The sequence below is a fragment of the Qipengyuania marincola genome (genome assembly GCF_029688625.1).
Classification (GTDB): domain Bacteria; phylum Pseudomonadota; class Alphaproteobacteria; order Sphingomonadales; family Sphingomonadaceae; genus Qipengyuania.
This window is the reverse complement of sequence record NZ_JARULC010000002.1, coordinates 897,436-911,013: the sequence shown is the minus strand read 5'-3', so window position 1 is coordinate 911,013 and position 13,578 is coordinate 897,436. Positions and strand designations below refer to the sequence as shown.

15 protein-coding genes and 1 pseudogene are annotated in these 13,578 nt (G+C 63.3%); 9 read left to right on the top strand and 7 right to left on the bottom strand.

From position 1 onward, the window contains the following. The 4 genes from P8Q88_RS09790 to P8Q88_RS15065 all read left to right on the top strand — a co-directional run. Positions 1–258 (top strand): globin family protein (locus tag P8Q88_RS09790; protein WP_512700433.1); only part of this gene is annotated, 258 nt, incomplete at its 5' end. Further along, on the top strand, positions 251–376 hold the full coding sequence (locus P8Q88_RS09785; protein WP_278323628.1) for a hypothetical protein: 126 nt from the start codon (positions 251–253) through the stop codon (positions 374–376). The genes P8Q88_RS09790 and P8Q88_RS09785, both read left to right, overlap by 8 nt. Before the next feature lie 63 nt (positions 377–439). After that, positions 440–709 (top strand): hypothetical protein, encoded by a 270-nt coding sequence (locus tag P8Q88_RS09780; protein ID WP_278323627.1) that lies wholly within the window; start codon positions 440–442, stop codon positions 707–709. 50 nt (positions 710–759) lie between these two features. Further along, the gene (locus P8Q88_RS15065) at positions 760–990 is read left to right on the top strand and encodes a TehB-like domain-containing protein (RefSeq protein ID WP_446532553.1); all 231 of its coding nucleotides are present in this window, start codon (positions 760–762) and stop codon (positions 988–990) included. Positions 991–1,147: 157 nt separating this feature from the next. Here the strand turns inward: P8Q88_RS15065 and P8Q88_RS09775 are convergent, their stop codons facing one another. Further along, positions 1,148–1,921: a Crp/Fnr family transcriptional regulator gene (locus P8Q88_RS09775; RefSeq protein ID WP_278323626.1), complete on the bottom strand. Its 774-nt coding sequence runs from the start codon at positions 1,919–1,921 to the stop codon at positions 1,148–1,150. A 47-nt stretch (positions 1,922–1,968) separates the two neighbouring features. Beyond that, a complete protein-coding gene (gene rnk / locus P8Q88_RS09770; protein WP_278323625.1) occupies positions 1,969–2,391 on the bottom strand; it encodes a nucleoside diphosphate kinase regulator in 423 nt (140 codons plus the stop codon). A 269-nt stretch (positions 2,392–2,660) separates the two neighbouring features. Here rnk and P8Q88_RS09765 point away from each other — a divergent pair, with 269 nt between their 5' ends. Beyond that, positions 2,661–2,840, top strand: coding sequence for a rod shape-determining protein (locus P8Q88_RS09765; protein WP_278323624.1), 180 nt, complete (start codon positions 2,661–2,663; stop codon positions 2,838–2,840). A gap of 515 nt (positions 2,841–3,355) precedes the next feature. Here P8Q88_RS09765 and P8Q88_RS09760 read toward each other — a convergent pair. Further along, positions 3,356–3,802 (bottom strand): annotated as a pseudogene (locus P8Q88_RS09760) (dihydroxy-acid dehydratase); the annotation flags it as partial. Between the two features lie 118 nt (positions 3,803–3,920). Here P8Q88_RS09760 and P8Q88_RS09755 point away from each other — a divergent pair. Continuing rightward, positions 3,921–5,306: a tetratricopeptide repeat protein gene (locus P8Q88_RS09755; RefSeq protein WP_278323623.1), complete on the top strand. Its 1,386-nt coding sequence runs from the start codon at positions 3,921–3,923 to the stop codon at positions 5,304–5,306. A gap of 4 nt (positions 5,307–5,310) precedes the next feature. Here P8Q88_RS09755 and P8Q88_RS09750 read toward each other — a convergent pair whose 3' ends face one another. From P8Q88_RS09750 to P8Q88_RS09735, 4 genes are read right to left on the bottom strand one after another with little or no spacing between them, the layout of a single operon-like run. Beyond that, positions 5,311–8,241, bottom strand: a complete 2,931-nt coding sequence (locus tag P8Q88_RS09750) for a CHAT domain-containing protein (protein ID WP_278323622.1) — start codon at positions 8,239–8,241, stop codon at positions 5,311–5,313. Positions 8,242–8,248: 7 nt separating this feature from the next. Further along, positions 8,249–8,857 carry a hypothetical protein gene (locus tag P8Q88_RS09745; RefSeq protein ID WP_061921413.1) on the bottom strand — a complete coding sequence of 203 codons (609 nt, stop codon included), beginning with the start codon at positions 8,855–8,857 and terminating at the stop codon, positions 8,249–8,251. Then, the gene (locus P8Q88_RS09740; protein WP_278323621.1) at positions 8,854–10,137 is read right to left on the bottom strand and encodes a sensor histidine kinase; all 1,284 of its coding nucleotides are present in this window, start codon (positions 10,135–10,137) and stop codon (positions 8,854–8,856) included. The genes P8Q88_RS09745 and P8Q88_RS09740 overlap by 4 nt, the downstream gene beginning before the upstream one ends. Positions 10,138–10,191: 54 nt before the next feature. Beyond that, positions 10,192–10,869, bottom strand: coding sequence for a response regulator transcription factor (locus P8Q88_RS09735; protein WP_083440015.1), 678 nt, complete (start codon positions 10,867–10,869; stop codon positions 10,192–10,194). A 323-nt stretch (positions 10,870–11,192) separates the two neighbouring features. Here P8Q88_RS09735 and P8Q88_RS09730 point away from each other — a divergent pair, with 323 nt between their 5' ends. Genes P8Q88_RS09730 through P8Q88_RS09720 form a run of 3 tightly spaced genes read left to right on the top strand, consistent with a single transcriptional unit; the run spans position 11,193 to position 13,572 of the window. Continuing rightward, entirely contained in the window at positions 11,193–11,543 is a 351-nt protein-coding gene (locus P8Q88_RS09730; RefSeq protein WP_061921403.1) for a hypothetical protein, read from the top strand. Continuing rightward, positions 11,543–12,430, top strand: a complete 888-nt coding sequence (locus P8Q88_RS09725) for a hypothetical protein (protein ID WP_278323620.1) — start codon at positions 11,543–11,545, stop codon at positions 12,428–12,430. The genes P8Q88_RS09730 and P8Q88_RS09725 overlap by 1 nt, the downstream gene beginning before the upstream one ends. Then, positions 12,421–13,572, top strand: coding sequence for an SEL1-like repeat protein (locus P8Q88_RS09720; RefSeq protein WP_278323619.1), 1,152 nt, complete (start codon positions 12,421–12,423; stop codon positions 13,570–13,572). The genes P8Q88_RS09725 and P8Q88_RS09720 overlap by 10 nt, the downstream gene beginning before the upstream one ends. Positions 13,573–13,578 lie beyond the last annotated feature (6 nt).

The window sequence follows — 13,578 nt, the reverse complement described above, 5'->3', positions numbered from 1 at the left end:
GTGTTGTTCAACAGCGGTGAGTTCGCAGGCAATCCCATGCGCAAGCACATCGAGATTACTGGTCTGGAAGAGCACCATTTCACCCGCTGGCTGGACCTCTTTTACGCAACGCTCCGCACGCTCTCGAGCAAGCCAGAGCCGATCAGACTGGTTGCCGACCGAGCCCGCGCAATTGCTGACAGTCTCCTGACAGGCATTACGATCGGACAGTCCGGAATCTCGGGGTCAACTGCAGGAAGGAACCTCCCCCATGTTTGAACAGCACACCTTACTCGCGGAGCGCGAGGTCCATCCGGCAAACGAAGTCGAGGCTCTCGACCGCATTCTGCAGCCGCTCTCGGTTGCATCAGTAGCTCCCGCAAATGCGGGCTTTTAGCTGCCAGCCCGGGTCTGGCAGATCATGCTCTCATGCTACGGCATATTCTTCATCGCGATATTCTTGGCGACGGGCGGCAGTACGGCGGCGCGCTTCGCGAACGTGATTTCCGTTCTGTACACGACAATGTATTTCGGGGTCGCACGCCTGGGTGCGCGTCAAGCGGGGCGTGAAGAGACTTCACCGCTCGATTGCGGTGGAAAGCTTCGAACCTGGACCGGCCCGATGGATCGCAAGGCGGTGGTTACGCAGGTTCTCGTTGTACCGGCAACAGTTTCTCTGTTCGGGATCGGCATATTGATCATCGTCCTCGCAGTTGGACTCGGCGCGTGACACAGTCAGTGGAGCTCCCACCGAATGTGGTCAAATACGCCGAAAGTCCGATGTTCTCCGCAGAAACTGTTCCGGGCAAACTGACCTCCGAACACAGACTAAAGCCAGGCGTCTGGGGCCAACTTTGCGTTGGCTTGGGCTTGGTCGAATTCCACACTTCTGGACCAAGTCCATCGACAACCGCCGTCAGAGCCGGAGAAAGCTTGATTATCGAACCGGCGTTATCGCACTTCGTTCGACTATCGACCGATGTGCAATTCAAAGTGAGCTTTTATCGTTAATAAGGCTCCGAGTTACCGATCACTCTCGAAAGTGAGATAGCCCTGGTTGGCTGATACCTCATTTCCAGATAGCGCAAGCGCGATTCTCAATGTGCGAGGATACATTATCGCTTTAACGATTTCAGTCTGTTACCCATAGGAAGCAAGAACCGATCAGTTACGTTGCGAGAGCTTCGAGCACGTCTCTGCGCAAAATGGTTATTGTTCTGTGGCCCGATATCATGATCACGCCTTCGTCGCGGAATTTGGTAAATTGTCTGCTGACCGTCTCGATAGTGAGGCCTAGAACATCCGCAATCTGCTGGCGGGACATGGGTAGTTCAAACTGTTCGTCATCGAATTGGCCCGCATTACCGTCAATAGGCAAAGTGTTTCTCGAAGCCACCTCAAGGAGTAATGTCGCGAGTCTTTCTTCCGCGTTAAAGCGTCCGAGAAGCAGCATCCAGCGTCTGGTTTTATCGAGTTCGCTTAAAGTGCGTTCTAGCAACTTGTGCTCAAGGCGAGCATGTTCGTGCACAAAGCGCTCGAAGTCCAGCCGCCGGAAGATGCAGACGACGGCTTCCCCAAGGGCCTCCACGCTGTATGGAGAGGTCTCAGTGAACGGCCGACCGATAAAATCCGAGGGATAGGCCAATCCGAGAATCTGTTCGCGACCATCGCTCGTCTGGGTCGAAAGTTTCATTACGCCTGAAACGACATTTGCGACAAATATTGCCTCTTCGCCTTCCCATAGAAGCGTTTCGCCCGGGTCTAGGTGCCTTCTGCGCCCGATCCGGTTGAGAAGCTCAACCTCATGATCATCAAGGTCGGCACAGATCGCCCGGTTCCGAACGGAACAGGCCTGACAGAAATTTAGCTCATTTCGCTGCTCTACCGCTTCTGCCAGAACCGATCCAGTTTCGTTCGGTGATCTTTCCGAGATATTCGCCATACTGTGATCACTCTGCAATTGAGATATCCGCAACGCGCGGGGCGGACCTAAGCCACCCGATCAGTCCTGAGCGGCTGTCGCACGTCGACGATCCGCAGGCAGCGTTCTCTACCAGAACGGTCGGGCCAGTTGATCGCAGAACCGGCTTGCATTCCGATGAGACCGGCGCCCACAAGGGTCAGCACGGAGAGACGGTTTTGGTCCAGGTTCGCATCGCGCGGCCATACCAGTTGAACCTTGCGTCGGTCACCCGATCGCTCGTCGACGAATTCGACCTCGGATTGCATGGTCACAACGTCATGAGGCAGGTCTTCGGCTGCCACGACATTGGCGCGATCCAGTTCCTCGCACAGTCTTCCAGCAACATCCGGACTGCGCTCCTCGATGGACATCGCCAGTTCGTAGAGCGCATCCGCTTCGGAATCGATAACATGAATGATCGGCTTTTCGCCGTTTTGGGACATGGTCATTTTTCGTAACTCGCTTGAAAGCCGCAAGAGGATCGCGGCAGGGCTGTAGATCGTCCGGGAGCCTCGTCCCGGACCGGATCACGACCGTCGAGACGAGGCGTGCGCCCGTGCGGGCAGCTGACCTGCGTGCGCGATATGTCGGCCGATGTGCTGCGAAAAGACCATAGGCCATATGTGGGCGCGAACTTCGGTTTAGTCAAATAGCAGGACACAAATCGTGTCATCGACTATTCCGAGACTTTCGAGTCCGGAACGTTTATCGTGAGGGAATGATAAACTTTCCTTCCTTTAGATCCAAGCGCGGACCAGACCTCGCTATCGATCTCGGCACCGCCAACATGCGTATCATTGTGCGAGGCGAAGGAGTGGTCTTCGACGAACCGTCCTTGTGCTACTACGATCGGGCTGGCGGTCAGATGAAACTGATTGCAGTAGGTCAAGACGTGTAGGAAAACAAAAAGAACATTAAGGGAACATCTAGGGAAGCGTTCGATTGTTCTCTCTCGTGATTCGCGCTCAATCCAGCCTTGACGTCGCAGGATCCGGCTTCTTTGACGCGACGGACGGCCACCAAGCGCGACAAGGGCCTCGCATTGGCTCGATTGACGGCAATCCGCGTCCAATCCTTCGACTTTTCTTGGATGCCCAGAGAGCCAGGTTGCTTTCCCATTTCCTACACCCTGCTTGGGAGTCGAGGAAAGAACATACAGAGAACGCCTCACTGCCATTGTTCGAAACGGAGTTCCTCGATGACCAAGACACTCGCCCTTCCCTCCTGGCCAGAGGAGGCATCACATTCAGCTTCTTTTTCCTTTCATTTTCCGATGTTTATACAGTTCGGAAAATCACGAAGCCCGCACAAAGGCCCGATTTGCCTTTTAAGCTATTGGTTCGATAGCTTTCTCAGGACTCAGAATTGTACAAGTGGCTTGGAACGACAAGGTACATCAGTGTCTGCCTCGGGAATGAGCAGGTTGACCGTGCCCTGGTTGAGGTCGATCCGCAGCCGGTCACCGGTTTCGACCAGCGCCAGTCCGCCGTCCGCCGCCGCCTCGGGCGAGGCGTTGAGGATCGAGGGGCTCGCAGAGGTACCCGATTGCCGCCCGTCGCCGATGCACGGCAGCGCGCGCATGTTCACGACTTCCGCCGCACCGGGATAGCCGACCGGACCCGCGCCGCGCATGATCAGCGTGTGCCGGTCGGTTATGCCGAGTGCGGGATCGTCGATCCGCGCGTGGTAGTCTTTCAGCCCGTCGAACACCACGACCGGCCCTTCGAACGCTTCGGAATCGTCCGGGTTCGACAGGTAACGGTCGCGGAACTCGGGTCCGATGACGCAGGTCTTCATGATCGCCGCGTCGAACAGGTTGCACGACAACACGATGAACCCCGCATCCTTTACCAGCGGCTGAACTAGTCCGAAGCGTTATGCCGGGCCAAAGAGGTTTTAACGGAATTTGTCACTTTCCTGCGGAAGTTCTGCGCACAATAATCCTGGTGGACATAATTACTCCGAAGGAAGAACCGTCATGCCCAGAACCCTAACGTGCGTCTCTGTGGCGCTACTGCCCGCGCTGCTCTCGGCCACCAATGCCGCTGCACAGCAGGACAATGGCCCACCGACCTACGCGATGCTGGAACAGCAATCCGCCGAAGCGCTGGCGGCGTCGGAGAAACGGGTGAAGGCGTGGTATGCCGATCCGGAGGTGAAGGCGCTCAAGGCTGAAGCGGACGGAGGCAAAGCCTCTGCGCAGATCGCCTTCGCCGACCGCATCCGGGACGATATCCTCGGAGAAATCTGGTCGAGCGATGCGATCGTGAGCAACATGCTCAAATACTATGCGATGGCGATGGAGCAGGGCGACGGCACGGCCTTCCTGCGCGTGGGCGAGATCGCGGAATCGCCCGACTACTACACCAAGATGAGGCGCGAGCGCGACCGCAGCGATGCGCTGTCCTATTTCGAGCAGGGTGCCGAACTCGGCAATCGCGACGCGCTGGCCGGTTATCTGCGGATCGTGCTCGATCCAGCGCATTGCAGCTTCTGCGTCGACCGGGGCGAATACGAAGTCGACTTCAAGCGCACCGATCGCTGGAAGATCGCCGACGGCAAGGGTGAGGAGCGCGCCGCCGCCTATCGCGAGGAGAAAGCGCAGGCGCTGGCCAAGGCAATCGAACTGACCACCGCCGGTCGCCTGAGGCCGGGAGACAAGGCCGCGCATACGCTGGCCGCTGCCTACCTCACGGGTGTGCAGCTACCCTATGGCACCCGCGTCACAAAGAAGTCGAGCGCAGCCACTTCCGACGATGAAAGCTATCAGGCGCTGCTCACCAACCTTGGCGCACAATGGCTGCTGCCCCAGAGCACCGAGAAGGCACTCGAAATCCTAGTCGAGCTGTCGATGCGCGGGGATATCCTCGCGAGCCGCAAGCTCGGAGCGCTCTACCTCGACGGGCACACCGGGCTGGCCAAGGATGCGGACAAATTCGTGTTCTACATGAAGCGGGCCGCAGACAATGGCAGCGTGATCGCTGCGAACGATGTCGGGTTCGAACTGCTTGCCGGCAAGAACATCCCGGCCAACCATGCGCGCGGCTTCGAATTCATCGCCAAGGCGGCGATGGAGGGATACGGCCCGGCAGAGCTGACCGCGGGGTATGCCCTGCGCGAAGGACGCGGCGTGGCGCGCGACGACAAGCTCGCGCTCGAAATGTTCAAGCGCGCCGCGGAGCACGGGGAGCTGGACGGGGCCGTGCAGGCCGCCGCCATGTACCGCGCCGGTCAGGGGACCGACAGCGGCCGGGTCGAGGTACCCAATGCCTATGCCTACGAGAAAAAGGCGGAAGAGATGCGCAAGCTGACGCCGGAAATGGCCGAATTCCTGCGCCGCGCCAATCGCGACAGGTTCGAATAGGCGATCAGCCTTCGATCAGCACGAACGGCGCCCACGCGAACGGCTCATCCGCGCCGGTGATCCCGCTTTCCTTGCGCAGACTGTCTATCGCCGCGCGGAGGGCTTCGGCCTTGGTCATGCCGCTGCGATAATTGAGCACCGCCTGCGTGCTGACATAGGCAGCGATGTCGTCGCGCACTTTCCAGTGCGTGACCAGCAGATCCTTCCCGCCCGCCTGGCGAAACGCCTGCGCGAGGCCGGAAAACGCGGGCAGGCCGCCGCTCATCCCCGCTGCGCTGTCGCAGGAAGACAGAATGGTCCAGTCCGCCACCAGCCTCAGTCGCGCGATTTCCCCAGCCGTCAGAAGACCGTCGTCACCGCCCGGTGCGCCGGGCGACAGCACCAGCGCAGGTTCGGCAATGCCTTCTACCTCGCCCGCAACGATCCCGTGGGTCGCGATCACCAGCACGTCGGCTTCGCTCGCCTGTGCGCTGCGGAAGTTTGCTTCGCTGGCATCCTCGGCAAGGAACAGGGTCGCCGTGTCCCACGATATCGATGCAGCAATCGCGCGCACTTCATTGGCGGTGCCGGGGAGAGAGGGCAGGCTGGCGAGCGCATCGGCGTTAGCGGCGGCGCGATCGAAATAGTCGCTGATGCGGGAAGGGCTGCGCTGCGGCACGGCGTCCTCGCTCGCGCCGGCGGCACCGAACGGCGCGGGTGCGGCGAACGCCACCAGCGACAGCGGCGCGTCCCGTTCGCCCGGAAGTGTCGGCGATGCGCCTTCCACGCTGAGGTCCGACAGATAGCTGAGCGCGAACCTGTCGTGCAGAAACGCGGTGTCGGCCCCGCCGCCCCAACCTTGCAGCAGCGAGAACGGAAGGGATGCGAGCGGGCCGCCAGTGTGAAGCTTGAGCGCCCGCGTCTTCGCCAGCCGTTCCATCATCGGCTCCGGAAACAGGCTGGCACCGAGGCCGCGCGAAGCGGGGCCGTCGAACCCGCCCACACGCACGCTCGCCCCGAGACTGTTGGCGAGGTCGATCACCGACTTGCGGCTCGCGGACAGATCCAGCGCGACGGCAGTGTCGGGCGTGACGAGCAGCGCATAGGTGCCGTAATAGATCGGCGCGAACGACAGGATTGCTTCGCCATCGGCAAGGCTTGCCTGCAATGCCGCTATCGAGGGCGTCTGCTCCAGCGCGCGGTCCCATCCGGGATAGCGCGCGGCGAGCTGGTCGCGATACGCCGCCGCCTGCGCTCGCGCGGCAGCCAGGCTTTCGCGCAGGAGATCGGCCGATTCACCGCGGGCGAGCGCCAGCAGCAGCGCGCGATCGGCCTCGTCGACCGCATCTTCCGCTTCGCGCAGCGCCCGCAGCAGGTCCGCCAGACCCGGGTCCGAGGCAGCAAGGCGCTCGGTGCGGATCGCCTGAGCGCGAGACAAGTGGGAGCGGCTGACCAGCGACATCGCCGCCAGCATCAGCTCGGCATCGTCGTCTTCCGCGGCAATATCCATGACCAGGTCGAGCGCGCTGAGATGCCGCACTTCAAGCCCAGATGCGCGGTCGAACCGGCCCGGATGCCGCACGGCTTCGATCAGATTGCGCGCCGCCAGCTTCCGCTCCTCCTCCCGCCCCGCGCCAGCCACCACCTGCGAATGCGCGCGCAACAGCGTGGCGAAGGCAACCTCGAACGTGTCCGTGGTGTCGCTCGCCAGAATGCGCTCTTCGAACAGCTCCGCGCGGGCGAGCGCACTCGCCGGGTCGCCCAGCAGCAAGTGGGCGCGGATGAGGTCCGGCAGGAGACGGCCGAGCGCCTCGACATCCTGCGTGTCGTCGCCCATCCGCTGACGGCCTTCGTCCAGCAGGCGCACCGCCTGCGCGGGATCGCCCAGCGCCAGCGACGCCTGTCCGTTATACGCCAGAGCCAGGATCGGGAATGCGCTGGCTGGCCCCTGATAGCGCGACATCAGCGCTTCGGCTTCGGTGAAGAGCGGCTGCACTTCCTCGTAACGCTCGCGCTGCAACAGGATCGTGCCGAGATTGTGGATGCCATATCCGAACACGAGCGTGTCGGCGCCCTCGTATTCGCGCTTGAGCTCGAGCGCGCTCGTGAGGAAATCGGTCGCCTCGATCGGCCTGCCCGAATTTGCGAGCACGATGCCGAGCATCTCCAGCGAGCGGGCATAGGACGGGTGCGACGGATCGACGTGGCCGGTGGCACGCTCCACAGCGATACGGGCGAACCGCTCCGCTTCCTCCATCTGCCCCGCCCGGCGGAGGGTCTGTGCATAGCCGTAATAGCCCGCCACCGTGTCCGGATGGTTCGGGCCGAATGCAGCCTCGCGGGTGTCGAGGCTCGCCTTCTGGTATCGCAACGCTTCGGCGGTCTGGCCGAGGCGGAGATTGATCTGCGACAGCGAAAATTCGAGGTTCGACTTCGCTACCGCAAGCCCTTCCTTGTCTTCCCGTGCGGCCAGTTCGGCAAAATCGGCATAGAGCGGCTCGACAAGGGCCAGTGCCCGCTCGGGCTCTCCCTTGTGCGTCAGCAACACGCCGAGCAGCGCAGCCCCTTCTGCCATCGCAGCGGGATATTCGTCGAGATAGGGTCGGGTGGCCTCCAGACCCGGCTCGACTTCGGCGAGGGCCTCGTCGATCTGGCCATCGGCGTAGAGCTGCGAGGCGATCTTGATGCGCACCACCTGAGCGAGCGGATGGACGGACCCGTCCGGCATGGTCGTGCGCTGCGCCGCAATCTGCAAATCGCGCCACGCCGCGATGATCGCAGCCCGACCCGCCGCGTCCTGCGCCCCGTTCTGCTGGAGGTCGGTCGCACGGTCTTCCAGCGCGCGCAGATGCGCGAATTGGGGAAGGTCGGTCGAATAGGGGCTGCCCGCTTCCTGCGCAGCAACTGCCGTCGGCGACGCGAACGCCAGTACCCATCCCCCGGCCCCGGCAAGCAACAGCCGCCTAGTCGAAAACGATGTGATAACGCGCCTCCCCTGTGCCCGTATTCTGCAACACGATCCGGTATCTTTGCGTGTAGGACGGCACGAAGCGGCATTCGCGCGCATGGGCGGGCGTCTGTTCGCACACCATCTTGCCGTCCCCGCGCAAGACGCGCAGGCGCAAGCCTTTACGCGGAGCGGTGCCTGCCGCGATGCTGACGGATTGCCCGCCCATCAGCAGCTGTTCGGTATCGATTTCGGCCCCCGCAGCCAGCGTGCCGGTGAGATAGGCCGGGCCGAGCACCCGCCCGCGCAACGGGATGTCGCCTGGCGGGACGACACCCCTCCATGCGACAAGCGCAGCTTGCCCCGGCTCATCCGATGGCTGCGCCCCGGCCAGTTCGATCGCACGCAGGCGAACGGTCAGCTCGGAGAGGTCGCCATTGTCGTATGCAAGGCTGGCTTCAGCCAGATCATCCGCCAGCCGCTCCGTGCTGGTGAGGCTAGCCGGCGCAGAAGCGCTCTGTCCCGGTCGCTCAGCGGGCGTGCCGCTGCATCCCGCCGAAACAAGGACGAACGCGCCCAGCGCAGCGGCTCGCAGCGCCGATCGAGGAGCACTGCTTCCGCTCATGCGCGGGCCAGGACGAATTGCGCGCCGCTGGCGCTGTCTTCCAGCACCAGGGACAGCCCGTGCCGCTCAGCAATGGCGCGCGCGAGGGCCAGGCCCATGCCACTGCCCTGGACCTCGCTACTGGCCGCGCGCCTGCGATAGAACCGTTCGAACACCTTCTCGCGCTCATCGGGCGGAACACCTGGTCCTTCGTCCGTCACCACGAGGCGCGGGCCGGGCTGGATGGTGACCTCGATAACCCCGCCGGGCCGGTTGTACTTGAACGCGTTGTCGAGAAGGTTGGTCACGATCCGTCCCAATTGCGCTTCATCCCCGGCGATCGCGACGCCAGGCGTCACATTCCATCGCAAGGCATACCCGGCCTCTTCGGCACTATCCTGATATAGTTCGCAAATCTGCTCGACAAGTGCGCTAAAGTCGACCGTCACCATGCCTCTCGTATCGCCCACCTGCGCCTTGCTCGAAGCAATATCGAGCAGCGCTTCGAGCGAGGCTACCAGCCGCCGGATGTCCGATCGCGCCTCGACCAGATGAGCGCTCGCGGTCGCATCGGGCTGCTTTGCCAGGGCCTTCACGATGCGCGAATCGAGATGCATGAGCGGGGTGCGGATTTCATGCGCGATCTGCTCCGACGTCTCGCGATAGGCCTGCATCAGGTTCCGCGCATGCCGCACCGCTTCGGCGGCCTGGCTGGCGATGCGGTCGATCTCATCGGGCCGCCGGGGTGCTGCCAGCCGGTCGAGCGCCGCTTCGTCGCCCTGCCGGAACGCTTCGTTCACCCGGCCGACCCGCGCCCGCACGCGCGCGCTGGCCGATTGAGCGAACACGGCAGTGCAGGCGACGAAGACCACTCCGCCCAGCAGGAACACCCAGCCGACCCGACGCAGGATCTCCGAACGGTCGGGCGGCTCGTGCGCCACGAGCAGACGCAGGTCTTCGTCGAGCAAGGTCGCTCGCCCAAAGGCGGTCGAGTTCGATCCGATCGCGATCGTCCCGCTTTCGGAGATCGCCGGGTCGAGGTCCGGCCAGCGCGCGAGGTCTCCCGCCAGCTTGCGCCCCGCCTCATCGGCCAGCAGGTAGTGCGGCCTGCCGCCATCGGTCGGGATCATGGCGAGGCGATCGGCGATGCGGCGTTCCAGCTCCTCGCGTCCACCACTTGCATGGATATCCGCCAGACCGGCCAGATCGACATCGACGCTTTCGCGCGCGGAGGCGGCGAAGGTTTCGCAGATCGTCTGGTCGGTGATCCACCACAGGCCCAGCAGCAGGACCGACGACAACAGCGCCGATAGCAGTACGATCCGGGTGAATATGGAGCGCGGCGAAAGGATGGTTCAGCGCCCCTGCAAAAGGCGGTATCCCGCGCCCCAGACGGTTTCGAGCGCCGGGCTGTCGAAGCCTTCTTCCAGCTTGCGGCGCAGGCGACCGACATTGACGTCGACGACGTTGGTCTGCGGATCGAACGACATATTCCACACGTCGCGCAGCAGCATTTCGCGGGTCACCACCTCGCCCGCATTTTCCATGAAATAGCGGAACAGCTCGAACTCGCGCGGGCTCAGCGCGATGTGGCGATTGTCGCGGAATGCGGTGCGCGCCTTCACGTGACATTCGAACGCACCGAACAGGATGACCGCGCTGTGTTCCCGCCCTGCCGCACGGCGATGCAGCGCACGGATGCGGGCAAGCAATTCCATCGCCTCGAACGGCTTGGCGAGATAATCGTCTGCTCCCGCTTCCAGCCCTTCGGCGCGGTCGCTCGTGCGGCCGAGCGCGCTCAGCATCAGCACCGGCGTACTGACCCCGCTTTCGCGCAACCGCCCGACCAGCGACAGGCCATCGGCATCGCCCAGCATCCGGTCCATGATGATGACGTCGAACGGTTCCAGCCCCGCGCGTTTCAGCCCGTCGCTGCCATTGGTTTCGACCACGATCGTGTCGCCTTCCTGCCAGGCGAGCTGCTTGACCTCTTCTGCTGCGCGCAGGTCGTCCTCGACATACAAGATCTTCATCTCACCACCTGTGCCCGCTGCAATTCGCGCCGTGCTCTCCATTCTGTCCCTTCGTGGCCGAGTGCAAGGCAAAAGGCGGACCCCTCCCCGAAGGGAGCGGTCCGAAGGAGGACGGCCCGAAGGCCGCCGGGTCGCGATCGGGGAAATAGCGCGGAGCGGCCCGATTGACCCGTTACAAGTGCTGTTAGGATCGCGGGACGACGGGCGGCAGGGCACCGTCACCGGTGCATGACAGCATTTGTCATCTTCCTGTCAGCAATCGTGCATACCGGCGCGGCACCGGGCCGAGTATCCCCTCCCCATCCACTTTCAGGAGGGGTCCGATGAATTCCACTGCTTTCCGTTACGCCGCGCTCGCAACGCTTGCCGTCAGCCTGTCGCTTCCCGCCGCCGCCAAGGAGCCGACCCCGAAAGAGGTCGCCAAGATGATGGGCGACTGCGTTTACGTCGTGAACGTCGCCGAATCCAACGGCGTCACCCTTGGCCACTCCTCCGAACAATGGGGCGAATGGCTGATCAGCTATGCCGAGGCGAACGGCATCGACGCGAAGAAGCAGGTCGATGCGGCCAAGGCCAAGTATCGCAAGCGCGGCAAGGTGCTGGGCGCGGACAAGGCGCTCAATGACATGATCTACAATGCGCGCGAGTGCGACAAGCAGGTGGCAGGGCTGTGATGCGACCGGCGGCCTTCCCCCATCGCGCCAGCACTGCCTCGGCGCTTGCCATCGGCCTCGCGCTCGCGTTGCCAACGTCGCTGGCTGCGAATGGCGCAGAGGATGACGCCGACGAGATCTGGGAATGCGCCGCCGCGCTCAATGTCGCGGAAAGCAAGGGCATGAAGCTGCCCGTCACGTCCGATTTCGTGATCGATCACTTCATATCCCTGACCGGCGGCAGCCTTGCCGCAGAGGACAGCGCCGATGCCGAAACGCGGCGGTTCTGGACGCAGGTGCGCGAACAGCGCGGCCAGTCCGGGCTTGAAGCCTACGTACTGGAGACTGCGCAGGATTGCGCCGATCTCTACGTCCAGGCCGAGCAGATGAAACAGCAGCAGGCCGCGACCACCGCTCAGGGACATGTGCAACGCGATCTCAACGCGCTCGGCACTTTGTCCGCCGCATCACTGCGCGCCTATGTCGACCAGACCGGCGATCCCGGCGCGGTCGCCGATTACCTCGTCTATCATTATCCCTACGGCAAGGACCTGTTCCAGCCGAACGAGGATGGCGACTATCTGGGCGAGCTGATCGTCAAGCTCGGCAAGAACGGCGTGCGCGGCCTCAGCGACGAAGCCGTCTACACCATCGCGACCAAGCATTACTGGCAGTACAATCCGCCCGCGACGCGGCTGATTTTCGACGAATACATGCGCCGCCTGCGTGCGAAAAAGCAAACGCAGGACGAAGGCCAGCGCTGGGCCGAGCGCGCGGCGGCAGATCGCGCACGGCAGGCGCAGCAGGCGACCGCCAAGCCGGTCGGATCGCTCGGCAAGTCATGCGAGGTGATCTATCGTCCGGCAGAACCGGGCATCGTGGGCTCGCGGATCGTGAAATGCCGGTGAAGCGGGTGATGGGCCGTCTCGGCATCCTGGTCGCGCTGGCCGTGGCGGCGCTGGCGCCCACGAATGGCACCTCAGCACAGGGTGGCGGCGACCTGGCGCAGGCCACAGCCCGCTGCGAAGCGGGGGACCGCGCGGCCTGTTCGCGCGCGGGGATGTTGTTGTCCGACGTGGACAATCCAGCCTACGACCCGTTCCTTAGCCTGCGCTTCCTGCAACAGGCCTGCACCGCCAAAGAGGCTGCGGCATGCGGACGGCTCGCGCTGATCTTCTACGCTGGCGAAGGCGATGTCGAACGCGACCTTGCCAGCGCAGGCAACTTCGCCGTGCAGGCGTGCAGCGGGCAGGACCGCGACGGCTGCGAAGTCGCCGAGGCGGTCTTCGCCGAGCCGGGATCGCCCCAGTTCGATGCCGAAAGGGCGCTCCGCTACCGCCGGGTCAATTGCAGCGCGGGAAATCGCCGCTCGTGCATCGACCTTGCCCGCATTCTCTATTCGCTCGACGACCGGCTTCCGGCCGAGCAGATCGCGCTCAGCGCCTGCATGCCCGACGATCCGGCCAGCGCGGAAGTGTGCGCGTTCGGCGCGCGACTCAAATCGCTCCGGCACCAGGCGGAAGCCGAGCGGCAGGCGGCGATCGACGCAGCCCGCAATGCCCGGATGCAGGCTGAGGCGCAGGAGCAGGCGGTGTTCGACCGCTACATAGCGCGCCGCGACTACGACGGGGCGCTCTATTACTCGCTCTATCACATGCGGTCGAAGCGCCATGCCGAGGAAGCGACCCTCGCCGCAGCGCGCGCGGGCGCGCTTTCGACCATCTTCGAAGACCACTTCTACGTGCTCGAATACTGGTTCCCGTCCGGTCCGGTGGCACAGATCGCAGCGTCGCAGATCGCCCGCAACAAGCGTAGCACCGAGTGCGGCATCTGGAACTGCACGAACATGCCCGGAGCAAGTTCCGCCCGCTGGCAGGCACAGCACGGGTCGAACGGGTCGAGCTACACTCCGCGCAGTTCCGGTTCGTCCTTCCAGCCGGTGTCCACGCCCAGCAGCGCCGACATCGCGAAGCAGACCCGCGACCGATACCGCTTCAACAACTGCACCGGCTCCCGCCGCCTTTCGAGCAGCCACCCCGTTTGCCAATAGACACGA